Here is a 22,611-nt window from a genome sequence, read left to right on the forward strand (position 1 = left end):
GGCTGCGGCTCATGCGGGCCACCGCCGAGTGCCTCGTCGAGCTGGGCTGGTCCGGCACCACCACGACGGCGGTGTCCGAGCGCGCCGGCGTGTCCCGGGGCGCCCAGCTGCACCACTACCCGACCCGCGCCGAACTGGTCGTGGCCGCCGTCGAACACGTCGCCGTCGCGCGCACCGAGGAACTGCTCCGCACCGCCGACACGCTGCCCGGCGACGAGCGGCGGACCCTGGCGGTGCTGGAACTGCTCGCGGAGCTGTACACGGGGCCGTTGTTCGAGGCGGCCGTCGAACTGTGGGTCGCGGCGCGCACCGATCCGCAGTTGCACGCCGTGGTGGCACCGTTGGAGGACCGGCTCGGTCGGGAGGGGTACCGGCTGGCACTGGAACTGCTCGGCGTGGACGACGCGCGGCCGGAGATCCGGGACGCGGTGGGCGCGACGCTGGATCTGGTGCGGGGGTTCGGGCTGGCCAACCTGCTCAGTGACGACCGGTCGCGGCGGAGTCGGTTGCTGCGGCAGTGGGCGGCGATGCTCGACACGGTCCTCGCGGGTCCGTAGCCGCGGTGGCCGGGCGGTCACGGGTGCCGTGGTGGCCGGGCGGGTGCCGGGCGGTCACGGGTGCCGCGGTGGCCGGGCGGCCGGGCGGGTGCCGATCACCACGGTCGCGGACAGCTCGTCGCAGGTGACGATCCGGGAGTCCAGGCCGTGGCGGGTGAACAGTTCCAGGGTGGCCGGGGCCTGGTGCTCGCCCGTCTCGACCAGCAGGTGCCCGCCCGGGGCCAGCCAGCGCGCCGCCCCGGCGGCCACCCTGCGCTGCACGTCGAGCCCGTCGGAGCCGCCGTCGAGGGTGACGTGCGGTTCGTACAGCCGGGCCTCCGGGGGCATCAGGTCGATGGCGTCCGTCGGCACGTACGGCGCGTTGGCGACCAGTACGTCGACCCGGCCGCGCAGGGTGCCGGGCAGCGGGGCGTAGAGGTCACCCTCGTGGACGGTGCCGCGCGCGCCCAGGTTGCGGCGGGCGCACCGCACCGCGGCGGGTTCGATGTCGGCGGCATGCAGCTCGACAACACCCGACCGTGCGGGCTCCGGTCCGGTGCTGGCGGCGGAGGGCGCGGTGGCAGTACCCGGCGGATGGTTGTCGCCAGCCGTGTCGGCGGCCCTTTCCTGTGGGAGGGCCGCGAGGAGGGCCGCGCCGACCGCGCCGGAGCCGCAGCACAGGTCGACGACGACGGCCCGCCCGTGGCTGGTCAGCGCGGCACGAGTCAGGGCGATCGCCCGGTCGGCGAGGAAGGCGGTGCGGCGGCGGGGCACGAACACCCCGGGGTCCACGGCGATCCGCAGGCCGTGGAACTCCGCCCAGCCCAGGACGTGTTCGAGCGGCAGGCCGGCGACGCGGCGGTCCACGAGGGCGGCGAGTTCCGCCGGGGTACGTGCGGCGGAGACGAGCAGGCGTGCCTCGTCCTCGGCGAAGACACAGCCGACGGCGCGCAGGCGGGAGACGATCATGGATTCGGAGTGCGGTGACAGCGACATGCGAGAGCCTTTCGGGGGTACCGACGGGCGCTCACCCGGTCGACTACGTCCGGCGGACCGCGCGGCCGTACGAGGGGAGCACCCGGCCTGGACCAGCAGTCATGGGTTCCCACCTCCTCGATATGTCCAGCTCCGACGCAGGTGACGTTACATGATCCACAGGACCCGGCACAAACACCGCACCCGGCTCACCGGCCATCGGTCCACTGCCGCCCCGGGCGCGATCCGTGCGGCGAGCAGGTCCCGCCACACGCCGGCCCGAGAACCGAGCCGTGTCTACCCGGGGCGACACGAGCGCGACCCCCTCCTGCGTACCCGACGAAGGGTTTTCGCTGTTCAGCGGCCCAGGTACGCACCGCCGTTGACGTGCACGACCTGGCCGGTCAGGTGACCGGCGGCCGGCGAGGCGAGGAAGTCCACGGTCGCGGCGACGTCGGCGGTGGTACCGGGCCGGCCGTTGCGGGTGGCGGCGACCCGCTGGGCGACCCCCTCCTCGGTCATCCGGTCGCGGAAGAACTCGGTGGCCACGATCAGGCCCGGGGACACGACGTTCGCGGTGATGCCGCGCGGGCCGAGCTGGCTGGCGAGCGACGCGGTCCACGCCTCGACGGCGGCCTTGGCCGCGCCGTAGGAGTTGGCGCCCAGTCGCGCGGCGATCGACCCGATCGTGACGATCCGGGCGTCGTCGGCGAACCGGGGGGTCAGCGCGGTGGTGACGAGGACGGCGGACAGCAGGTTCGCGTCCAGGTTGGCCCGCCAGTTCGCGGCGAGCGCGGCCAGGTCGTCCCCGTCGTCGGGCCGGTCGAAGTCGGTGTTGCCGCCGGCGTTGTTGACCAGCACGTCGATCCGGTCCGGCAGCAGGGACAGCGCGGCGGTGACGGCGGCCGGGTCAGCGGCGTCGAACGGTACGGCGGTGGCCCCGAGCCGGGCGGCGGCCTCCTTCAGCGGCGTCTCGCGGCGGCCGGTGACCACGACGCGGTCGCCCGCGCGGGTGAAGGACTCCGCGACCGCGTACCCGATCCCGGTCGCGCCCCCGGTGACGACGACAGTGCGCATCCCAAACTCCTTTAGACCTAAAGTAGTATCCGTGGCACGTTAACACGAGGAGAGCCGCATGGACGACGCCGTCGACCTGATCCAGTCCGCCTGGGCCCGCGAGCGCCCTGGCACCCCGGTGGCGTCGATCGGCGTGATCACTAGGGTCTGGCGGATCGGCAAGCTGCTGTCCGACGAGCGGCGGCGGACACTGACCCGCCTCGGCATCGACGCGGCGACCCTCGACCTGCTCAGCACGCTGCGCCGCGCCGGGGTTCCGTACCAATTGCCGCCGGGCGAGCTGGCCCGGTTGTCCCTGGTCAGCGCTGGAGCGATCTCGCAGCGGGTCGCCCGGGCCGAGTCGGAGGGGCTGGTCCGCCGGGAGAAGACCGGCCCCGACGGTCGGTCCGTACTGGTCACCCTCACCGACCACGGGCACCAGCTGCTGGACCGGTCCGTGGACGACCTGCTCCGGCATGAACAGAGTCTGCTCGGCTCGCTCACCGAGGCTCAGTGTGAGCAGCTGTCGGACCTGCTCCGGGTACTGCTCGCGGGCCTGGGTGGCCTTCGCGACCGGGAGGCGCCGGAGCCAACCGCGCTGTGACTGAGCCGCACGGCCACCGACGGACGGCCACCCGGCCCACCTGGCTCGGGGTGACCCGGGCCTGCACGGTTGGCGTGACGGCCCGCCCGGCCCGGCGCGCCCGTGCCGACTCGGCACGCCCGAGCCGGGCGGGGTGGCCGAGGCGGCACGGGGTGGCCGAGGCGGCACGGCACGCCCGAGCCGGGCGGGGTGGGGTGGCCAAGGCAGCACGGCTGACGCGACCGAGCCGGCACGGCTGACGTGACCGGGCCCGGCACGGCTCGGCGTAACCGACCCTCCCGGCCCGGCGTGACCCGTACCGACACGACTCCGCGTGACCCGGGCCGGCACGACTCGACGTGACCCAGGCCCACCCGCCTCGGCGTGCCGGGCTGGACGGCATCAGCATCAGCCGGCAGGGAGTGCCGCACGGCCGGCGTCAGCCGTGAGGCCCTGGCACCCGGAACGGATCGGGTCAGTAGGAGCGGGGAAGTCCCAGCGTGTGCTGGGCGACGTAGTTGAGGATCATCTCGCGGCTGACCGGCGCGACCCGGGCCACCCGGGAGGCGACCAGCAGGGCCGCGATCCCGTAGTCCAGGGACAGCCCGTTGCCGCCGAGGGTCTGGATCGACTGGTCGACGATGCGCGCGGCGGCCTCGGCGGCGGCGTACTTGGCCATGTTCGCCGCCTCACCCGCCCCCTCGTCGTCCCCGGCGTCGTACAGCCACGCGGCCTTCTGGGTCAGCAGCCGGGCCTGTTCGAGTTCGATCGCGCACACGGCGAGGGGGTGCGCGATGCCCTGGTGCGCGCCGATCGGCCCCTGCCAGACGGTGCGGGTCTTGGCGTAGTCCACGGCGGTGTCGAGGGCCTGGCGGGCCATGCCGAGGCTGAACGCGGCGACCATGATCCGCTCGGGGTTGAGGCCGGCGAACAGTTGCAGCAGCCCGGCGTCCTCGTCGCCCACCAGCGCGTCGGCGGGCAGGGCCACGTCGTCGAGGAACAGCGCGAACTGCTTCTCCGGCGCCACCAGTTCCATCTCGATCGGCTGCCAGGTGAACCCGGGCGCGTCGGTGGGCACGATGAACAGCGCGGGCTTCAGCTTTCCGGTGCGCGCGTCGGCGCTGCGGCCGACGACCAGCACGGCGTCGGCCTGGTCCACGCCGGAGATGAAGACCTTACGACCGTTGAGAACCCACCCGTCGTCGGTGCGGGTACCCGTCGTGGTCAGGTTGTGGCTGTTCGAGCCGGCCTCGGGTTCGGTGATGCCGAACGCCATCGTCACCGTGCCGTCGGCGATCCCGGGCAGCCACCGACCCTTCTGGGCCTCCGTGCCGAACCGGGCGATGATCGAGCCGCAGATCGCCGGGGACACGACCATCAGCAACAGCGGACAGCCGGCCGCACCGAGTTCCTCGCACACCGCCGCGAGATCCGCGATGCCGCCACCCCCGCCGCCGTACTCGGCCGGGATGTTGACGCCCAGGTAGCCGTAGCGGCCGGCCTCCTCCCACAGCTCCGTCGCCCGTTCGTTGGTGCGGACCTTGTCGCGCATGTACCGGTGCCCGTACCGCTTGCCGAGTTCGGCCACCGCCGCCCGCAGGGCGCGACGCTCGTCCGTTTCGTGGAAGTTCACTGTGCCTCCAGGACCGCGAGTGGGGTGTCGGTGTCGACCTGGTCGCCCACCGTGACGTGCAGGGACGTGAGGGCGCCGTCGACGCCGGCCGTGACCGGGTAGCGCATCTTCATGGCCTCGAGTTCGAGCAGGAGGGCGCCGGCGGCCACCCGTTGCCCCTCGGTGACGTGCACCGCGACGACTGTGCCCGGCATCGGGGCGAGCAGGGAGCCGGCGGCCAGGTCCGGCCGGGGCAGGGGGAACCTCTCGACGGGGACGAGGGACACCGCACCGAGCGGAGAGTCCACGCACACGAGGCCGGGGTACGTGGACACCTCGAAGGTGTGCCGGAGGCCGTTGCGGGTGAGCACCACCCGGTCGGGGGTCGCCGAGACCAGGCGCACGCCTGCCAGGTCGGGGCCGGGGTGCGCCGCGAGGCTGGGCCCGGGGTGACCGGAATCGGGGCGGTGGGTGGCTTCCAGGGTGTCGCGGGTCAGGTGGTAGGTGACCTCGTGCCCCACGAACGCTCTGACCTGTCGGGTGGAGGGCACGTTGCGCCAGCCGGACGGGATACCGCCCAACACCGGGGCCTCCGCCCGGTTGCGCGCGGCGACGGCCAGGGCGGCGGCCAGCACCGACAGCGGGTCGGCCTCCGGCGCCGCGGTCAGGTCGTGCCGGCCGAAGAAGCCGGTGTCGGTGGCCCCGGCCAGGAACTCCGGGTGCCGCAGCGTACGGACCAGCAGGTCCCGGTTCGTGGTCAGGCCGTGCACCGCCGCGCCGGCCAGTGCCGAGGCCAGCCGACGGGCCGCCTCCTCCCGGGACGGGGCCCAGGCCACGACCTTCGCGAGCATCGGATCGTAGTGGACACTGACCTGGTCCGCGCCGCCGTCGTCGACCCGGAGACCGAAACCGACGGGTACCGCGAACCGGGCGTCGATCCCCGGGAACTCGCACCGGTACAGAGCGCCCGCCTGGGGCAGCCAGTCCCGGGCCGGATCCTCGGCGTACAGCCGGGCCTCGATCGCGTGGCCCGTCCGGACCGGTGGCTCCGGGGGCAGTGCGGCGCCCTCGGCGATCCGGAGCTGCCAGGCGACCAGGTCCAGCCCCGTCACGCACTCGGTCACCGGGTGCTCGACCTGGAGCCGGGTGTTCATCTCCAGGAACCAGAACTCGCCGGACGGTGCGACGAGGAACTCGACGGTGCCGGCGCCCACGTACCCGATGGCCTCGCAGATCCGGACCGACGCGGCACAGAGCCGGTCGCGCAGCGCGGCGTCGACGAACGGGGAGGGAGTCTCCTCGACCACCTTCTGGTGCCGGCGTTGCAGGGAGCACTCGCGCTCACCCAGGGTCCAGACGGTGCCGTGGGTGTCGGCGAGCACCTGGACCTCGATGTGGCGGCCGTCGGCGACGTAGGGCTCGACGAAGACCTCCGCGTCGCCGAACGCGGCGGCGGCCTCGGCGCGGGCGGTGACCAGTTCTGCGTCGAGTCGGGCCGGGTCGCGCACGATCCGCATGCCCCGGCCGCCACCGCCCGCGTCGGCTTTGATGAGGACCGGGAACGTCGCACCCGACAGGACCGGGACATCCGCGTCCGTGGCGAGTTTCTTCGCCGCCAGTTTGGAGCCCATCGCCGCGATCATCTCCGCCGGCGGCCCGACCCAGGTCAGACCGGCATCGTGTACCCGCAGCGCGAACTCCGCGTTCTCCGACAGGAAGCCGTAGCCGGGGTGCACGGCGTCCGCGCCCGCCCCGAGCGCCGCCGCGATGACCAGGTCCCCGCGCAGGTACGTGTCGGCCGGTGTGACCCCCGGCAGCCCCACCGCCAGGTCGGCCTCCGCCACGAACGGTGCGGCGGCGTCGGCCTCGGAGTACACCGCCACTGTCTCGATGCCCAGGTCGCGGCAGGTCCGGAAGATCCGGCGCGCGATCTCACCCCGGTTGGCGACCAGCAGTCTGGTGATCACGGTCGGAACACCCCGTACCCGTCGGTGCCCTTGACCGGGGCGGAGTGGATGGCGGACAGGCAGATGCCGAGGACCGTGCGGGTGTCGCGCGGGTCGATCACCCCGTCGTCGTAGAGCCGCCCGGACAGGAACAGCGGTAGGGACTCCGCCTCGATCTGGGCCTCGACGGCGGCGCGCATCATGGCGTCGCGGCCCTCGTCGTACCGGTCGCCGGCCGCCTGGCGCGCGATGATCGACAGGACCCCCGCGAGCTGTTGCGGACCCATGACCGCGGCCTTGGCGCTGGGCCAGGCGAACAGGAAGCGGGGGTCGTACGCCCGGCCGCACATGCCGTAGTGGCCCGCGCCGTACGAGGCTCCCATCAGGACGGACAGGTGCGGCACCCGACTGTTGGATACCGCGTTGATCATCATGGCACCGTACTTGATGATGCCGCCCCGTTCGTATTCCGCGCCGACCATGTACCCGGTCGTGTTGTGCAGGAAGACCAACGGGGTGTCGGAGGAGTTCGCCAGCTGGATGAACTGCGCCGCCTTCTGGGACTCCTCCGCGAACAGCACGCCGCGCGCGTTGGCCAGGATGCCCACCGGGTAGCCGTGCAGCCGTGCCCAGCCGGTGACCAGACTCGGCCCGTACAGCGGCTTGACCTCGTCGAACTCCGAGCCGTCCACGATCCGCGCGATCACCTCACGCGGATCGAACGGGGTCTTCAGGTCCTCCGGGATCAGGTCGAGCAGATCGTCGGCGTCCAACAGCGGCGGTCTGCTCTCCCGCGGCGGCGGCCCCTGTTTGCGCCAGTTCAACCGGGCCACGATCCTGCGCCCGATCCGGATCGCGTCCCGCTCGTCCTCCGCCAGGTGGTCGGCCAGGCCCGACACCCGCGCGTGCATCAGCGCCCCGCCCAGCGACTCGTCGTCGGACTCCTCGCCGGTGGCCATCTTCACCAGCGGCGGGCCGGCCAGGAACACCTTCGACCTGTCCCTGATCATCACCACGTGGTCGGACATCCCCGGGATGTACGCCCCACCGGCCGTCGAGTTGCCGAACACCAGGGCGATCGTGGGCAGGCCGGCCGCCGACGCGCGGGTCAGGTCGCGGAAGACCCGGCCGCCCGGGATGAAGATCTCCTTCTGGCTCGGCAGGTCCGCGCCGCCCGACTCGACCAGGTTGATCAGCGGGAGGCGGTTCTCCATCGCGATGTCGGCCGCCCGGAACGTCTTCTTCAACGTCCACGGGTTGCTCGCCCCGCCCCGGACCGTCGGGTCGTTGGCGATGATGACGCACTCCACGCCCTCGACCACCCCGATGCCGGTGACGACGCTGGCGCCGACCGGATACTCGCTCCCCCAGCCCGCGAGGGGCGACAACTCCAGGAACGGTGAGTCCTCGTCGACGAGGAGCTCGATCCGCTCCCGGGGCAGCAGCTTGCCCCGGCCGTGGTGCCTGTCGGTGTACTTCGCGCCGCCACCCGCCACGGCCTTGGCGTGTTCCGCGTCGAGCTCGGCGAGCTTGGTGAGCATGGCCGTCCGGTTACCGGTCATGGGGTAGTCCTGTTCGCGGTGGGTGGGTGGGACTGGGCTGCGTTCCAGGATGGCTCCGGTCGCGCCGGGGGTGACAGTGCCGTTCGGCACCCCTGCGGGCGGGGTCCGGGGAGTTCGACCGTGCCGTTCGGCACTGGGCGGGCGGGGTGGCCGGCCGGCACTGTGGAGGGACCGACGGCGGTCACAGGAGGTCCTCCGGAATGTCCACGAGACGCGAACGCAGCCACTCCCCGACCGCCTTGCCCTGTGGGTCGAACCGGGCGCCCTCCGCGACCCCGCTGCCGAGCAGCCCGTCGATGACGAACAGTGCCGCGTGCAGGTTGGGGAGCAGGTGCCGCGTGATCGGGTGCACGGCGGTTTCGGGGAGGAGGTCGCGGAGCCGGTCGGTGGTGAGGGTCGCGGTGAGCCAGGGCCAGGCGCGCGGGTCACGGACCCAGACGCCGAGGGTGACCGCGCCGCCCTTGTCCCCGGAGCGGGCCCCGACCAGGGTGCCCAGCGGCAATCGTCGGGTCGGGGCGAACTCCGCTGTCCGATCCGCGCCGTCGCTGGTCCCTTTCTCACCGATGTCCCACGGAGTCCTCTCCGGAACGACGGGCCCTCCCTCAGAGGTCTCGACCGGCGCTCCGAGCACTCCCGGGGCGACACCGGCGAACGGCTCGGTGTCCGGCCGTGGTGGCGTGCCAGCTCCCTGGTCCGATCCACCATTCAGACCGCTCGAAACCGCCCCCAAATCAGGCCGACCCGTCGGAGGAACCATGACGACCGGAACGACCGGAACGACCGGAGCGGCTGGGGCGGCCGGGGCGGCCGGGGCGGCCGGAACGATCGGGGCGATCAGATGACGGGTCGCGTCCGGGAGAACCAGCACCTGCTCGACGGCGGACGCGGGGATGAACTCCGCGCGGTAGTCCCCATAGGGCACCGCCTCACCCGGCAGGGACGCCAGATGGAAGCCCGGGACGCTGCCCAGGGCGAGTTCCACGACGCGGGCGCTGAAGGCCTTCCCGACCAGTTTCGGGTCCGGCCCGCGCACCACGCACCGGAGCAGCGCGCTGGCCTCCTCCTGCACGTCGGCGTCGGCGCGGTCGGTGCGGGCCAGGGTCCAGCGGGCCTCGGGCAGGTCCAGCTGCGACCGGACCAGCGCGGCCTTGGCCTCGACGTCCAGGCCGGTCAGGACGAAGAGCGCCTCGTTGCGGTACCCGCCGACGGAGGTCACCGCCACCTTCAGCGTCCCGGGCGGCGGCTCGCCGCGCACGCCGCTCATCAGCACCCGGTCGGAGCCGTCGGCGGTGAGCGCGGTCGTGTCGAAGTGGGTGGTCACGTCGGGGCCGGCGTAGCGGGGGCCGGTGATCTCGTACAGCAGTTGGGCACGGACGGTGTCGACCGTGACCGCGCCGTCCGTGCCCGGATGTTTGGTGATCAGGGCCGAGCCGTCGGCGCGCACCTCCGCGATCGGGAAGCCCGGGTGGCGGAGGGCAGGAAGCTCGGTGAAGAAGGCGTAGTTGCCGCCGGTGGCCTGGGTGCCGCACTCCAGGATGTGCCCGGCGACGGTGGCCCCGGCGAGGACGTCCCAGTCGTCGCGCGCCCAGCCGAAGTGCGCGGCCGCCGGGCCGACCACGAGCGAGGCGTCGGTGACCCGGCCGGTGACCACGATGTCCGCACCGGCGGCGAGCCCCTCCGCGATCCCCCACGCGCCGAGGTAGGCGTTCGCGGTCAGCGCCCCCGGGAACCCGCCCCGGACGTCGTCGCCCTCGACATGCGCCACGGAGACCGTCACGCCCAGGGTCTCCGCGAGGGTCCGCAGCGCCGCGGCGAGCCCCGCCGGGTTGAGGCCGCCCGCGTTGGTGACGATCCGAACCCCCTGGTCGACGGCCAGGCCCAGGCACTCCTCCATCTGGCTGAGAAACGTGCGGGCGTACCCGAGGGACGGGTCACGCAGCTGGTCACGGCCCAGGATGAGCATGGTCAGTTCGGCCAGGTAGTCGCCGGTCAGCACGTCGAGGTCGCCCCCGGTGAGCATCTCGCGGACGGCCGAGCGCCGGTCACCGTAGAAGCCCGACGCGTTCCCGATCCGCAGCACCGTCACCGGGCACCCCCTGCCGGACCCGGCATGTGTTCCCCACCCTGGCCCGGCATGTGCTCCGCACCCGGACCCGGCGCAGGTTCCCCGCCCAGGACCGGCGCAGGTTCCCCACCCTGGCCCAGCGCGTGCTCCCCACCCTGGCCCGGTGCGTGCTCCGCTCCCAGGCCCGGTGTGGGTTCCCAACCCCGACCCGGCGCGCGCTCCCCACCCAGCCCCCGGGGGCGGCCCGGGCCAGGGGGCCCGGCGAAGGCCTGGGCGATGTCCAGCCAGCGGTCGGCCCCCGCCCCCTCGGCGCGCACCGCCACGTCCGCACGATGCCGACGCTGGGTGACCAGCAGGCAGAAGTCGAGGGCCGGTCCGGTGACCCGGTCGGCGGCGTCGGACGGGCCCCAGGTCCACAGGTCGCCGTCCGGGGCGGTCAGTTCGACGCGGGGCTCGGCGGGCGGTGGTTCGAGGCCACGGACGGCGAACCCGAATGACCGGGTACGGACACCCAGGTGGGCGATGTGCCGCAGCCGGCCGGTGGGTGGACGTGACACGCCCAGCGCGTCGGCGACGTCCTCGCCGTGCGCCCAGGTCTCCATGATCCGGGCGGTGGCCATGGAGGTGCCGCTCATGGGCGGGCCGTACCAGGGGAATCGGGTGTTCAGGGTCCCGGCCAGCGCTTCGGCGAGCCGGGCGCGGGTGGCGCGCCAGCGGCTGAGGAGCGTGGCGGGGGCGAGGAGGGCGCCGGCGTCCGCGCCCTCGTCGACGAACCGGGCCGGGTCGACGGTCGCCAGTTCGGCCAGGAAGCCGTCCGGGTCCGTCACCGCGAGCAGGGCCCGTTCGTCGGTCCAGGCGAGGTGCGCGACCTGGTGGGCGACGGTCCAGCCGGGTGCCGGGGTCGGGCGGCGCCAGGTGGCGGCGTCGAGCGGTGCGACCAGGGCGTCGAGGCTCTCGCTCTCGTGGCGCAGGTCAGTCAGGACGTCCGCGAGCTCGACCATGGCGTCTCCACTGTGCCCGTGGGGCTACGACCTCTCGACCATCCCATTCTCGTAGCCGAAAAACAAGCTGCTCTGATTGTTTTTTGCGTTCACGGCCGACCGTCAGCGTCCCGAGGGACCGTTCGGGCGCGGGGCGGGCCACAGCGGGCGGCCGTCGGGGGGCGGGTCGATCGCGCCCCGCAGCCGCGGCCCGAGGCGGGTGAACCACGCCCGCAGCCGCTCGGCGACCACCACCAGCAGACCGAAGCCCAGGCCGATCCACACGGCGACCAGGCTGGTGACCGCGTCCTCGTCCGCGGCGTTGACCAGCGGGTTGCCGGCGAGCGCGGTGAACAGGTCGGCGAGTTGGAAGCCGTACATCGAGAGGAGGAACAGGACGACGAACACGACCGGGAAGACCACCCCCAGGACGAGCGCGAGGCCCGCGTAGGCCAGCCAGCCCACCGGAGCCGGCCGGTCATGCGCCAGGGCCACGAACGCCGCGAGCAGTACGCCCGCGAGGACGAGGACCTCGGGCATCCGGTCCCCCGGCGGCAGGAACCGCAGGTACGTCACGGCTCCCGCGGCGGCCAGGGTCACGACGACGGCGGACAGCACCCGGCCCCGGGTCCGCGACGGGGCGGCCGCGACCGCCAGCGCCACCGCGAGGACCGCCGCCAGGACGCCCACCCCCAACGACATCCAGGTGAGCCCCGCCTCGGTGTCCGTCGGGGATTCGATGGTCGCGACGATCGGGACCAGCGACGCGGGCACGGAACCGGCGATCAGGAGCGGCGCGCGTTCGGCCCCGGTCGAGTACCGCCCGGAGATCTCCCGGAGGCCCACGACGGCCACGGCGGTGACGAGGACGACCACCAGCACAGCGGTCACGGCCGCCGCCACCGGACCCTCCACGTCGAACCGGTCCAGCGCGATGTCCACACCGAACCAGGCGACGCCGCCGCACGTCGCGAACGCGGCCCAGCGCCGGTCGCCCCGGAACGCCAGGACCAGACCCGCGACCACCAGCGGAATCGCCGCCCAGCGCAGGTCACGCGCCCAGTACGTGTTGTTCTCCCCGGACAGGTCGTGCCAGGGTTTGTCAGGCTCCGTCAGCGGTTGCAGGAGTGTCAGGTCGACCGACCACAGCACCACGCCGCCCCACGCGCCCAGCAGTCCGACGATCGTCCTCCACCAGCTCAGCATCGGGCGAAGGTATCCGACGATCCGGACATCGCCAAGGCCCGACGATCCGGCCTCCGACCCGGCGGACACAACACGGAGCCCTGGCCACACCGCCAGGGGCGGACACAAGACCGAGCCCCGGCCACACCGCCAGGGCCGATCACAATCACCGAGCCTCCGGCCACACGGCCAAGGCCGGGCACAAGACCGAGCCCCGGCCACACGGCCAAGGCCGGGCACAAGACCGAGCCCCGGCCACACCTCCAGGGCCGAGCACAAACACTGAGCCCCCGGCCACACGGCCAGGGGCTCAGCACACATCAGTCCGGACTAGTCGAAGATCTCGCCGAGGATGCCCCCGCCGCCACGCCGCCCGTGCCGGTACCCGTGGCCGCCGCCGTGCCCGTAGTTCGGCTGCTGGTGGCCGTAGTTCGGCTGCTGCGGGTAGTGCGGCTGCTGGAAGTGCTGCTGGTGCGGGCGGCGCGACGCGGCCTGCCGGACCCAGCCGTCCACCACGGCGGCCCAGTCGGTGGAGTCCACCGAGCGGTAGTCCACCTGGTAGGTGTTGATCACGTCGGTGCCGCTGGTGAACAGCCCGCCGCGCTTGTCGAACTCGAGGACGACGGCCATGCCCTGCGGGTTCGCCAGGAAGGTGACCTCGGCGGAGTTGATCCCCTGGTACTGCCCCGGCGGGTAGAACTCGATCTCCTGGTAGAACGGCAGGTGCTGCTGCACGCCCCGGATGTGGCCGCGCTCGCAGTCGGCGCCCTTGAACCGGAAACCGAGCCGCGCGAACGCCTCGATGATCCGCTCCTGGGCCGGCAGCGGGAACACGTTGACCTGGTCGACGTCGCCCTTGTCCACGGCGCCCGCGACGGCCAGCTCGGTGCGCAGGCCCAGCGTCATCCCGTGCAGCCGCTGGCCGCCCTGGACGTTGGTCAGCGGGGTCTCCCACGGCATCGGGAACTGGAACGGGATCGAGATCGGCTGACCCGGCCCGACCTGGAACCGGCCGGCGACGTTGAGCTTGTGGAACTCCGTCAGCTGGTTGTACTCGCTGTCGCCGCTCTCCACCTCGATCTTGGTGATGAGGCCCAGCGACACGTACTCGATGTCCACCAGGTGGTCGCCACCGGTGATGTTCACCCGACCCTCGAGGTTCAGGCCGGGCCGGGTGTTCGGGTTGGTCAGGACCGTGTCCACGGTCGGACCGCCCACACCGAACGCACGCATCATCTTCTTGAAGACCACCGGTGACTCCTCCTGTCGAACAACTCCCCCGAGGTTAGCCGAGCCACGCCAGGATTCCAGCAGGCCCGAGGCCCGTGCTGGGGCTTTCGGGCACGATTGCCCCGCTGCAGAAATGCGTCAGGAATCCGACGGTGCACGACGGGGCAGCGGGAATACCACCCGGCCCCTACGGTGTGCGACATGTCCCTCGCACGCGTCCGGGTGATCTACGCCGTTTTCCCGCCCCAGGGGTGGTTGTTCCTGCTCGGGTGGTCGGCCACCGTCGTCGTCAAGTTTCTCGCGCTGCGGGTGCTGCCCGAGACGCCGACGAGCGACTTCGCCTACATCGCGCGGGCGCTGGGCTCCCTGGCCCTGATGGTCGGGGTCATCGTGCTGTACGCGGCGCGGGCGCGCGCCACCACCCCCGCCCGGTTCGTCGCGCGCGGGGGCGCGTTCGTCGCGGGGCCCGCCACACACGTCAAGGCCGTTCCCGCGTTCGGCCTGGCGCTCTGGTGGGGGTACGCGTTCGACGCCCTGCCCATGACGGGCATGTGGCTGGGCGTGCTCGGCGCGGCCCTGCTCGCCGCGACGGTGGTGACCTTCGTGCCCCGTCCGGCGGTCGTGCTCACGCCCGTCGGGGTCGAGTTCCGGAGGCTGTGGAAGGTCCGGCGGGCCGCCTGGGACGAGCTCACGGCGGTCGAGTTCCCGCTCGCGGTCCGGGTCGGGCCGGCGACGTGGTGGCGGCTCCGCGAGTCCCTGCTGCGGGTCCACCCGGGCTACACCGCCGACGCCATCGGGTACTACGGCCTGCACCCCGAACACCGCCCCGCGATCGGTACCGAGGCCGAACAGGTCCGCCTGCACGGCGCGCTGTCCCACATCTGGCTCCGCCGGTTCCACGGCCTCGGCGGACGCGGTCCGGGCCAGGCCTGAGACACGGCCCAGGCCGGGCCTGAGACACGGCCCAGGCCGGCCTGGGACACGGCCCGGGGCCAAGCGCGAGGCACGGCCCAGGCCGAGCGCGAGTTGCGAACCAGGCCAAGTGTGAACACGAGGAACTGTCATACCTGACGGCTACGGTGCGGGTGAATCCTGGAGGAGGAACCATGCACAGCCTGCCCCTGTCCGACCCCGACCGGCCCCACGCCCGGATCCGCTGGCTCGATCTGCCCGGCGACGACGAGCGCCCGGTGCGGGTGTTCGTGCCCGGCGCGGGGGTCGGGGACGGCGCGGTCGACCACGTGGAATCCGCCCTGCACCCGGCGCTGGTCGGCCACCGCACCCTCCTGGTGGACCTGCCCGCCCCCGACCGGGCCACGGCGGCGGACCCGGCCGGCACGGCGCGGACCCCGGCGTCCAGGTCCGCCGGGGCGCTCGGCGCGCTCCTCGACCACCTCGGCCTCACCGCCGTCGAGGTCATCGCGCACGGCTCGGCGGCCCCGGCCGCCATCGTGCTCGCCGAGCTCCGCCCGGAGCTCGTCAGCCGGCTCGTCGCCGCCGCGCCGGACCTGACCGGCCACGGCGGGACGTTCGCGAACCTGAAGTGCCCCCGGGCGTTCGTGGTGGGTGGCCGCAACCGGCCGGCGCCCGAGGAGGAGCTGGTCAGGGCCGCCGGGGTGCCGATCGTGGAGGTGCTCGACGCAGGCCGTGACCTGGTCGGCGACAACCCGGCCGGCTACCCGGAGTCCATCGCGGCGGCCCTGCTCGTGGCCCGCTGAACCGCCGGCCGACCGGCCCCCACCGCCCACAGGGATCGACTGCCGTTGTCGGCCCGACTCCTTGACCCGGGGTCGGGCTGGCGATAGATTGCCCTCACTGTTTATTTAGGAAACCTATCTATTTATTAACAGTGAGGCCCCTCATGCAGCTCCGTACCCCTCTGCTCGCAGCCGTGGGTGCGGCGGTCGTCTCCGTCGGCGCGATCCTCGCCGTCTCGACCCCCGCCCAGGCCGCGAATCTCGTGACCAATCCCGACTTCGAAACCGGGAACCTCTCCGGCTGGTCCTGTTCGAACGGATCCGTCGTCTCCAGCCCCGTGCACGGCGGGTCCAAGGCCCTCCAGGGCGGCGCGAGCGCGTCCGACATCGGGAAGTGCACGCAGACCGTCAACGTCGCGCCCAACACGGCGTACACGCTCTCCGCCTGGGTCCGGGGTAGTTATGTCTACCTCGGAGTGACCGGCGGGGCGTCGACGTGGACCCCCTCGGCCACCTCCTACTCGAAGCTCACGATCGCGTTCACCACGACCGCGAGCCAGAGCAGCGTCCAGATCTACCTGCACGGCTGGTACGCGCAGGGCGCCTACAACGCCGACGACATCGCGCTCGACGGCCCGGGCACCCCGCCCACCACGGCACCGCCGACCACGCCGAACACCAGCCCGAAGCCGACGACCCCGCCGCCGACCACGGCACCGCCGACCACCCGGCCGCCGACGACGGCTCCTCCGACGACGACGCCGCCGGGGAACTGGCACGAGGCCGCGCCGTACCTGTACTTCGGCTGGGGCGAGCCGCCGGCACCGTCCACGGTGATGACCGCGACCGGGATCAAGCACTTCACCCTCGCGTTCATGCTCTCCGGCGGCGGCTGCGTGCCGAAGTGGGACAGCCAGCGCCCGCTGACCGGGGGCGTCGACCAGCAGAACATCAACGCGATCCGCGCCGCGGGCGGGGACATCGAGATCTCGTTCGGCGGCTGGAGCGGTAACAAGCTCGGCCCGAACTGCTCGAGCGCGGCGGCCCTGGCGGACGCGTACCAGCAGGTCATCAACGCGTACAGCCTCAAGGTGATCGACATCGACATCGAGAACACCGACGAGTTCGAGAACTACACGGTGCAGGACCGGATCCTGGGCGCGCTGAAGATCATCAAGGCGAACAACCCGGGCATCAAGACGGTCGTCACGTTCGGCACGGCGACCTCCGGCCCGACGGAGCACGGCGTGCGCCTGATCAACCAGGCCAAGGCGTTGAACGCGAACATCGACGTGTACACGATCATGCCGTTCGACTTCGGCAACGCCAGCACCAACATGTACACCGCGACGGTCAGCGCGTCGGAGGGGCTGAAGAACCAGCTCAAGTCGACGTTCGGCTGGTCGGACGCCGTGGCGTACAGCAAGATGGGCATCTCCGGGATGAACGGCCTCAGCGACACCAACGAGACCACCTCGGTCGCGCAGTGGACGCAGATCCGGGACTGGGCGAACTCCAAGCACCTCGCCCGGCTGGCCTTCTGGTCGGTGAACCGGGACCGGCCGTGCCCCGGCGGCGGCCTCCAGGAGACCTGCTCGGGCATCGCCCAGCAGAACTGGGAGTTCACGAAGATCTCCGCCGGCTTCACCGGCTGACGGAACAGGTGGGGCGGCCACTCGCGGGGCCGCTCCACCGCCCGTCCGCCCCACCCGGGCGCCCCGGGCAGGACACCGACACCTTGAGAGAACACACAAAATCGACAGCACGCGACGGGTACCGTCCACAGAGAGCGGTCAGGCCGCCCGCGACCCGTTCCGCGCCCGCTTGATCCGGTAGAGCGCCTCGTCGGCCGCCCGCAGCGCCGCGTCCGCGTCCTCCCCCAGCACCGCCCAGCCGATGCTCACCGACACCGGTGTCCCGGGCACCAGCGCCGACCAGTCCTCGGCGTCGACCGCCGCCCGGATCCGGTCCCCGATCTCGGTGGCCTCCTCGGCCGACGTGCTCGGCAGGATCACCACGAACTCGTCCCCGCCGTGCCGGGCCAGCAGGTCGCCCTGCCGCACCGCCCGGGCGAAGATCCCCGCGATCCGTTGCAGGACCAGGTCCCCGGACGGGTGGCCGTGGGTGTCGTTGACGGCCTTGAACCCGTCGAGGTCCAGTACCCCGAACATGGCGCTGACCCCGCGTCGGCCGAGTCCGGCGACGAACGCCGCGATCCGCCGCCGGTTGGGCAGGCCCGTCAGCGGGTCCGTGGAGGCCGCGCCCGCGTACTGGGCCGCGACCCGGCGGAGTTTGTCCTGGTCGAGCCGGGCCCCGATGCTGTCGGTGAACAGTTCCCGCAGCTGGCGGTCCTCGGCGGTCATCATCCGGACCCCGGCCCGCTCGGCGGCCAGCGCGCCCTCGTGGTCCCCGGCCACGGTCAGCGCGATGGACCGCAGCCGCAGCGGTTCGACCATGCCGAGGGCGTCGCCCGCGTGCGGGGCGGAGTCGAGCAGCCGCAGCGCCCGGGGCGGGTCGCCGGCCGCGATGGCCTCGCACACCTCGGCCAGGTCGTTGACGTGCTGGAGGATCAGGTCGATGTCGGGGTCCGTGTCGTGGATGACCTCGAGGTCGACGGGGTGGCCGAGGGCCGCGAGCCGCTTGACCGCGTACCGCAGGTAGACCCGCTCCATCACCACCAGTTCGCCCATCTGGGCGCCCGAGGCGACGAGCGCGCGGAGTTCCCGGATACTGCCGTCGGTGTCGCCGCGCTGGTCGAGGAAGATCGCGGCCTGCACCTGGGTGGACATGTTCGCCGAGAACGACATGGGCAGGCCGGCCGCCGCGCAGATCCTGGCCCCCTGGCGCATGGCCGCGATGGCCTCGACGTGGAACCCGAGCCAGGAGTACGCCATGGACAGGTCGTGCCAGGTGTCCACGGCCGCGAGGTTGACCTCGGTCATCCGGCGCAGGGACCGCTCGGAGTGCACGAGGTGCGTCATCGCGGTGCCCAGCGAGCCCTGCTCGTACGCGATCAGGCCGGCCATGGTGTGGAACTCCCCGACCAGGCGGGGGTCCGGGGCGCGGCGCAGGGTCGCGTAGATGTCGTCCAGCAGCGGGCCGAGGCCCGACGTGTGGCCCAGGTTCATGTAGGCGACGAGCTTCTCGATCAGCGCCTGGGCGACCCGGCGGGTGTCGCGGGACTCCGCGATGATGCGCTCGGCGAGGGTGATCACCTCGGCCGAGCGGCCCGCGCCTGTCAGGTCCCGGAACACCACCCATTCGGCGGCGACCGGGTCCTCTTCATTCCCGTGCGACATAGGCAACTACTCTACGCAACCTAACGACAACTGTACGTGAACTCCCCCGCCGCCTCCGTCGGGTTCGGCCCGAGGATCCGGAGGGTGGCCTTGGCCTGGTACTCGCCCTTTCCGCTGAACTTCCAGTGCAGGTGCAGCGGGACCGACTTCGTGCCCGACGGCACGCTCTGGCTCAGTTCCTGGGTGGCCTCGCCGTCACTGCGCAGCCACTGGTACGTGATCGTGCCGGGCCGGCCGTTCGTGGTGACCGTGCCGACCACGTCGACCGTGACGTCGCACGCCGTACCCGGGGCGGTCGCGGGGGCCACCTGGGCGGCGGTCACCTTCAACGGGTGCGCGTTGTACCACCAGAAGTAGCCCACCACCCCGCCGATGATCGCGCCCGTGACCAGGCCACCGACGATCCGCCGCCACCGCTTGCCGGCCTTCTTCCCCGGCTTCGGCGGCGCGGGCGGACCGGCCTTCCACGCCTCCTCGACCCCGGCCGGGATGCCCGCGCCGAACCGCAGCCGCACATCGGAGCCGTCCCCGGGGCCGACGACGGGCGCGGACCGGGTACCCATCCGGGTCGCCTGGTCCTGCCCGCCTCCCGGCTGGGTCGGGTAGCCGGTGGGGGCGGCGCCGGGCTGGGTGGCCGTCGGGGTGCCGTAGGCCGTCGGCGGCCCGGTGTGCGGCGCGTAGCCGGTGGGCGCGCCGCCCGGCTGGGTCTGGTCGCCGAAGGTCGCACCGGGCTGGGCGGCGGGGGCGGGGCGCACCGACCCGGGCCGGATGACGGTCGATTCATCGGTACGCATCGTGAGCTCGTCGATCGCGCGCGCCGCCTCGGCCGCGTCGGGCCGGCGCCCGGGGTCGACGGGGCCACCGTGCGGACCAGGGGTGCCGGGGGCGGGCGCGGAGCCGGCGACCGGGGCCGGCGACCCGACCTGGGGCCCGGTGGCCGGCCATAGGGGCACCTGCGGGTCGGCGGCACCCGGGCCACCGTAGGCACCCGGAACACTCGGTGCGCCGGGCGCTCCGGGACCCGCGACAGCACCGTGCGCGGCGGCAGCGCTGGGCCCGGCGGGGGCACCCGGACCAGCGGGAACGCCAGAGCCGGCAGCGCCCGGCCCCTCGACCCGGACCGTCGGAGCCGACCCGAGCGTCATCGTCGGCCCACCCCCCGGAGCCTGGGGCGGCGGCGGGGGAATCTGCGCCGTCGAGCCCGTCCCGACGGTCTCCTCCGGCTGGAACTGCCGCGTCTGCTCCAACCCGCCCGGGCCGGGCACCCGCACGGTCGGCGAGAGCGGCGGCACGGGCGCGGGCCCGGCGGGCGGAACCCCGGGCCCGGCGGGCGGCACCGGCGCGGCCCCGGGAAACGGTCCACCGGGCGCGGCGGGCCCGGCGGGAGCCGTACCCGGCAAGGGGTTCTGCTCTCCCACCCGGACGGTCAACTCAGCGGGCAAGGGCACGCCCGGAGGCAGCCGCACCGTCGACTCGGCGGCGGGCACCCGCACCGTGCGGTCGGCGTTCCCCCGCACCCCCGGCGGCAGGAACACGGTCGGCTCGGCCAGCGCGGGCCCGGTCAGCGCGGGCCCCGGGTCGATCCGGGACAGCTCCTCCAGCCCGGCGGCGAGGCCCGAGGTCTCGGCGACCCCGGCGGCCCGGGTCAGCCCCGGGTCCCCCCACCGCCCGGCGAGGACCCGCAGCAGCGCGGCCCAGCTCCGGACGTCGGCGGCCCGCTCGCCGGGCGCGAGCGCCACCTCGATCAGCGCGGCGGCCCCGCTGCTGGCCAGGACGACGCTGTGCGCGCCGAAGTCGCCGTGCGCGAGCCCGCCGTTGTGCAGGGTCAGCAGGGTCTGCCCGGTCCACAGCGCGACGGCGATCGCGTCGTCGCCGTCGTGCGCGGAGTCCGAGGCGAGGAGTTCGGCGACCGTGGGCGAGGCCGGTTCGGCGGTGACCATCCAGACCTTGCCGTACTCGGTGACGACGTCCACCACGGGCAGCACCCCGGGCACGGCGAGCCCCCGCACGGCGACGACCTGCGCGACGAGGTGGTCGAGGGCCGGCCCCTGGCTGATCGCGGGGTCGAGGAGCAGCGCGCCCCGGGTGGCCCCGGCGTGCGTACTGGCCGTCCACCAGGTGCCGAAGCGGCTGCGTCTCGAGGGTTCGGCGAGCCGCAGCCCTGAGACGATCGTGGGCTCGTCGGTCATCGGAGTACTCCAGCGAGTCGTCGTCCGAGCCTGAGCCAGACGGGGAACAGGGCGACCATGATGACACAGCCTAGGGCGACCAGGCCCCACGGCGGTGGAAGATAACGCTGGGTGAGCTCCGAAAGGCGGGACCGCCAGGCCAGCAGGGCCATCAGGACGAATCCGGCGGTTCCCAGCAGAGCGGTCAGACCGTACGCGACGAGGCCCAGTTGGCGGCGGCCGGGGCGGGTCCGCAGCCACGCGCCGGAGAACAGGTACCCGAAGGACTCCTCCCGCAGCCGGGGCATCCGGAGCACGTCGGACAGGGCCTGGTACCCGTCGAGCGGCAGCAGCGGGTTCAGGTTGTACAGCGTGTTGAGGTACAACCCGAACGCCAGCTGGTAGCACAGCCCCGAGGCGACCGGGTCGGGCACGGCAGCGGCCCCGACGGCGGCGGCCCCGGCGAGCGCGGCCGTGGACAGCGGCCCGGCCAGCGTCACCACCAGCCGGGACCGCCGGTCGCCGAACCACATGTCGCTGGTGTCCACGAACGCGAACGGCAGCCCGAACATCAGCATGAACCCGGCCCGGGTCACGGTCCGGCCGTAGGACTTGACGGCCAGGGCGTGCGCGGCCTCGTGCAGCACGAGCGCGCCCAGATAGGCGAGCGCGACCCCGACCGCCCCGACCCAGCCGGCCCCGGCGGTGTCGAACAGCCGCTGCCGCCCGGCCGCGAACCCGAAGGCCACCAGCCCGACCACGATCGACACCCACAGCACCGCGATCGAGGTACGGGTGAAGAACCGCCACCCGCCCCCCTGGTAGAGCCTGTGGAACCTCGCGTCGAGCCCCGTGATCGCCAGCTCCATCCGGGCCCACCGCCGCCACCGGGCCCGCTTCCCGGGGGCCTGCCCGTGCAGCCCGCGCACGAACTCGTGCGCGCCGAGGGTGTGCAGGGTGCGCTCGATCCGGGGCAGCGCCAGCTCGCCGTACTCCTCCGCGAACGCGAACAGGAGGTCACGCACCGTGTTGCGCCCGTCGAGCAGGTGCCAGAGGAAGACGTCGCGGTCGTCGAGTTCGAGATACCGGCCGGTACGCGTGTTGCGCAGTACCCAGGTGCCGCCGCCGGGGACCTCCTTGAGGGCCCAGTGGCCTCGGCGGCGGGGGCGGATGCCGAGGGGTTCGGTGGCGGTGGGGGCCGGTTCCGGGGGGCCGCCGGGGGCGGGGTGCCCCGGCGGGGAAGCCGACGTGGCGTGGTCCGCTGACGTGGCCAGCGACGTGTGCTCCGTGCCCCGCACCATCGTCCGGCCGCCGACCGCCGCCGACCGGGGCTGCTCGAACCGCACCGGCACGTCCCCGATGTACAGCTGGGTGCTGTCCGGCAGCAGGGCCGAGTCGGCGAACAGGGTGCGGTCGGCGACCCCGGTCCCGTTGAAGGACCCCAGATCCTCGACCGAGAATCCCTGAGGGGTACGCGCCACCCGCGCGTGCCGGCGCGACACACTCGGATGGTCGATGACCAGGTCGTTGTCCCCGGCCCTGCCGATGGTGGTGACCTCGCGGTCCAGCGGGTACGCCCTGCCCTCGTGCCGCAGGTGCGGTGCCTCGAACTCCGCGATCAGGACTCCGGTGCGTAAGGTGCCACACCGCAGGCAGTACGGAAAGTCCCGCCGCAGGTGCACGTGGCAGGCATGGCAGAGCATCGGGGGCCTTCCGG

At 73.2% G+C, this 22,611-nt stretch carries 16 protein-coding genes and 1 pseudogene; 5 read left to right on the plus strand and 12 right to left on the minus strand.

The genetic code is table 11. The features are described from left to right. Positions 1-11 precede the first annotated feature (11 nt). Positions 12-557, plus strand: coding sequence for a TetR family transcriptional regulator (locus PT931_RS14350; RefSeq protein ID WP_456246231.1), 546 nt, complete (start codon positions 12-14; stop codon positions 555-557). Between the two features lie 54 nt (positions 558-611). On the opposite strand, the gene PT931_RS14355 is transcribed toward PT931_RS14350, so the two are convergent. Both PT931_RS14355 and PT931_RS14360 read right to left on the minus strand, forming a co-directional pair. Beyond that, positions 612-1,505 carry a HemK family protein methyltransferase gene (locus tag PT931_RS14355; RefSeq protein WP_456246232.1) on the minus strand — a complete coding sequence of 298 codons (894 nt, stop codon included), beginning with the start codon at positions 1,503-1,505 and terminating at the stop codon, positions 612-614. Between the two features lie 363 nt (positions 1,506-1,868). Next, positions 1,869-2,588 (minus strand): SDR family NAD(P)-dependent oxidoreductase, encoded by a 720-nt coding sequence (locus tag PT931_RS14360; protein WP_456246233.1) that lies wholly within the window; start codon positions 2,586-2,588, stop codon positions 1,869-1,871. A 58-nt stretch (positions 2,589-2,646) separates the two neighbouring features. Between PT931_RS14360 and PT931_RS14365 the strand changes: the two genes are divergently transcribed. Then, entirely contained in the window at positions 2,647-3,171 is a 525-nt protein-coding gene (locus PT931_RS14365; protein WP_456246234.1) for a MarR family winged helix-turn-helix transcriptional regulator, read from the plus strand. A gap of 454 nt (positions 3,172-3,625) precedes the next feature. Here PT931_RS14365 and PT931_RS14370 read toward each other — a convergent pair whose 3' ends face one another. The 7 genes and pseudogenes from PT931_RS14370 to PT931_RS14400 form a co-directional block, all read right to left on the minus strand. Continuing rightward, positions 3,626-4,783 (minus strand): acyl-CoA dehydrogenase family protein, encoded by a 1,158-nt coding sequence (locus tag PT931_RS14370; protein ID WP_456246235.1) that lies wholly within the window; start codon positions 4,781-4,783, stop codon positions 3,626-3,628. Next, positions 4,780-6,729, minus strand: a complete 1,950-nt coding sequence (locus PT931_RS14375) for an ATP-binding protein (RefSeq protein ID WP_456246236.1) — start codon at positions 6,727-6,729, stop codon at positions 4,780-4,782. The genes PT931_RS14370 and PT931_RS14375 overlap by 4 nt, the downstream gene beginning before the upstream one ends. Beyond that, on the minus strand, positions 6,726-8,270 hold the full coding sequence (locus tag PT931_RS14380; RefSeq protein ID WP_456246237.1) for an acyl-CoA carboxylase subunit beta: 1,545 nt from the start codon (positions 8,268-8,270) through the stop codon (positions 6,726-6,728). Before PT931_RS14380 ends, PT931_RS14375 begins: the two co-directional genes overlap by 4 nt. A gap of 181 nt (positions 8,271-8,451) precedes the next feature. Continuing rightward, a complete protein-coding gene (locus PT931_RS14385; RefSeq protein ID WP_456246238.1) occupies positions 8,452-10,356 on the minus strand; it encodes an acyclic terpene utilization AtuA family protein in 1,905 nt (634 codons plus the stop codon). A 218-nt stretch (positions 10,357-10,574) separates the two neighbouring features. Beyond that, positions 10,575-11,336: pseudogene (locus PT931_RS14390) on the minus strand (TIGR03084 family metal-binding protein); the annotation flags it as partial. Positions 11,337-11,438: 102 nt separating this feature from the next. Continuing rightward, the gene (locus PT931_RS14395; RefSeq protein WP_456246239.1) at positions 11,439-12,521 is read right to left on the minus strand and encodes a hypothetical protein; all 1,083 of its coding nucleotides are present in this window, start codon (positions 12,519-12,521) and stop codon (positions 11,439-11,441) included. Positions 12,522-12,830: 309 nt separating this feature from the next. After that, positions 12,831-13,751 (minus strand): sporulation protein, encoded by a 921-nt coding sequence (locus tag PT931_RS14400; RefSeq protein ID WP_456246240.1) that lies wholly within the window; start codon positions 13,749-13,751, stop codon positions 12,831-12,833. 180 nt (positions 13,752-13,931) lie between these two features. Here PT931_RS14400 and PT931_RS14405 point away from each other — a divergent pair, with 180 nt between their 5' ends. The 3 genes from PT931_RS14405 (at position 13,932) to PT931_RS14415 (ending at position 17,082) form a co-directional block, all read left to right on the plus strand. After that, complete coding sequence (locus PT931_RS14405; protein ID WP_456246241.1) at positions 13,932-14,663, plus strand: hypothetical protein; 732 nt, start codon at positions 13,932-13,934, stop codon at positions 14,661-14,663. A gap of 173 nt (positions 14,664-14,836) precedes the next feature. After that, positions 14,837-15,448, plus strand: coding sequence for a hypothetical protein (locus tag PT931_RS14410; RefSeq protein WP_456246242.1), 612 nt, complete (start codon positions 14,837-14,839; stop codon positions 15,446-15,448). 143 nt (positions 15,449-15,591) lie between these two features. Further along, positions 15,592-17,082 carry a carbohydrate binding domain-containing protein gene (locus PT931_RS14415; protein ID WP_456246328.1) on the plus strand — a complete coding sequence of 497 codons (1,491 nt, stop codon included), beginning with the start codon at positions 15,592-15,594 and terminating at the stop codon, positions 17,080-17,082. A 138-nt stretch (positions 17,083-17,220) separates the two neighbouring features. Here PT931_RS14415 and PT931_RS14420 read toward each other — a convergent pair whose 3' ends face one another. From PT931_RS14420 to PT931_RS14430, 3 genes are read right to left on the minus strand one after another with little or no spacing between them, the layout of a single operon-like run. After that, entirely contained in the window at positions 17,221-18,726 is a 1,506-nt protein-coding gene (locus tag PT931_RS14420; protein ID WP_456246243.1) for a diguanylate cyclase domain-containing protein, read from the minus strand. A gap of 20 nt (positions 18,727-18,746) precedes the next feature. Then, positions 18,747-20,915, minus strand: a complete 2,169-nt coding sequence (locus PT931_RS14425) for a hypothetical protein (protein ID WP_456246244.1) — start codon at positions 20,913-20,915, stop codon at positions 18,747-18,749. Next, entirely contained in the window at positions 20,912-22,597 is a 1,686-nt protein-coding gene (locus tag PT931_RS14430) for an FHA domain-containing protein (RefSeq protein ID WP_456246245.1), read from the minus strand. Before PT931_RS14430 ends, PT931_RS14425 begins: the two co-directional genes overlap by 4 nt. Positions 22,598-22,611 lie beyond the last annotated feature (14 nt).

The sequence above is a fragment of the Longispora urticae genome (assembly GCF_053902585.1).

Coding starts and splice junctions, on each gene's coding strand:
- PT931_RS14410 (WP_456246242.1), top strand. CDS start 14,837: ATGCACAGCCTGCCCCTGTCCGACCCCGACCGGCCCCACGCCCGGATC.
- PT931_RS14350 (WP_456246231.1), top strand. CDS start 12: ATGCGGGCCACCGCCGAGTGCCTCGTCGAGCTGGGCTGGTCCGGCACC.
- PT931_RS14380 (WP_456246237.1), bottom strand. CDS start 8,270: ATGACCGGTAACCGGACGGCCATGCTCACCAAGCTCGCCGAGCTCGAC.
- PT931_RS14430 (WP_456246245.1), bottom strand. CDS start 22,597: ATGCTCTGCCATGCCTGCCACGTGCACCTGCGGCGGGACTTTCCGTAC.
- PT931_RS14365 (WP_456246234.1), top strand. CDS start 2,647: ATGGACGACGCCGTCGACCTGATCCAGTCCGCCTGGGCCCGCGAGCGC.
- PT931_RS14355 (WP_456246232.1), bottom strand. CDS start 1,505: ATGATCGTCTCCCGCCTGCGCGCCGTCGGCTGTGTCTTCGCCGAGGAC.
- PT931_RS14415 (WP_456246328.1), top strand. CDS start 15,592: ATGCAGCTCCGTACCCCTCTGCTCGCAGCCGTGGGTGCGGCGGTCGTC.
- PT931_RS14425 (WP_456246244.1), bottom strand. CDS start 20,915: ATGACCGACGAGCCCACGATCGTCTCAGGGCTGCGGCTCGCCGAACCC.
- PT931_RS14395 (WP_456246239.1), bottom strand. CDS start 12,521: ATGCTGAGCTGGTGGAGGACGATCGTCGGACTGCTGGGCGCGTGGGGC.
- PT931_RS14405 (WP_456246241.1), top strand. CDS start 13,932: ATGTCCCTCGCACGCGTCCGGGTGATCTACGCCGTTTTCCCGCCCCAG.
- PT931_RS14420 (WP_456246243.1), bottom strand. CDS start 18,726: ATGTCGCACGGGAATGAAGAGGACCCGGTCGCCGCCGAATGGGTGGTG.
- PT931_RS14360 (WP_456246233.1), bottom strand. CDS start 2,588: ATGCGCACTGTCGTCGTCACCGGGGGCGCGACCGGGATCGGGTACGCG.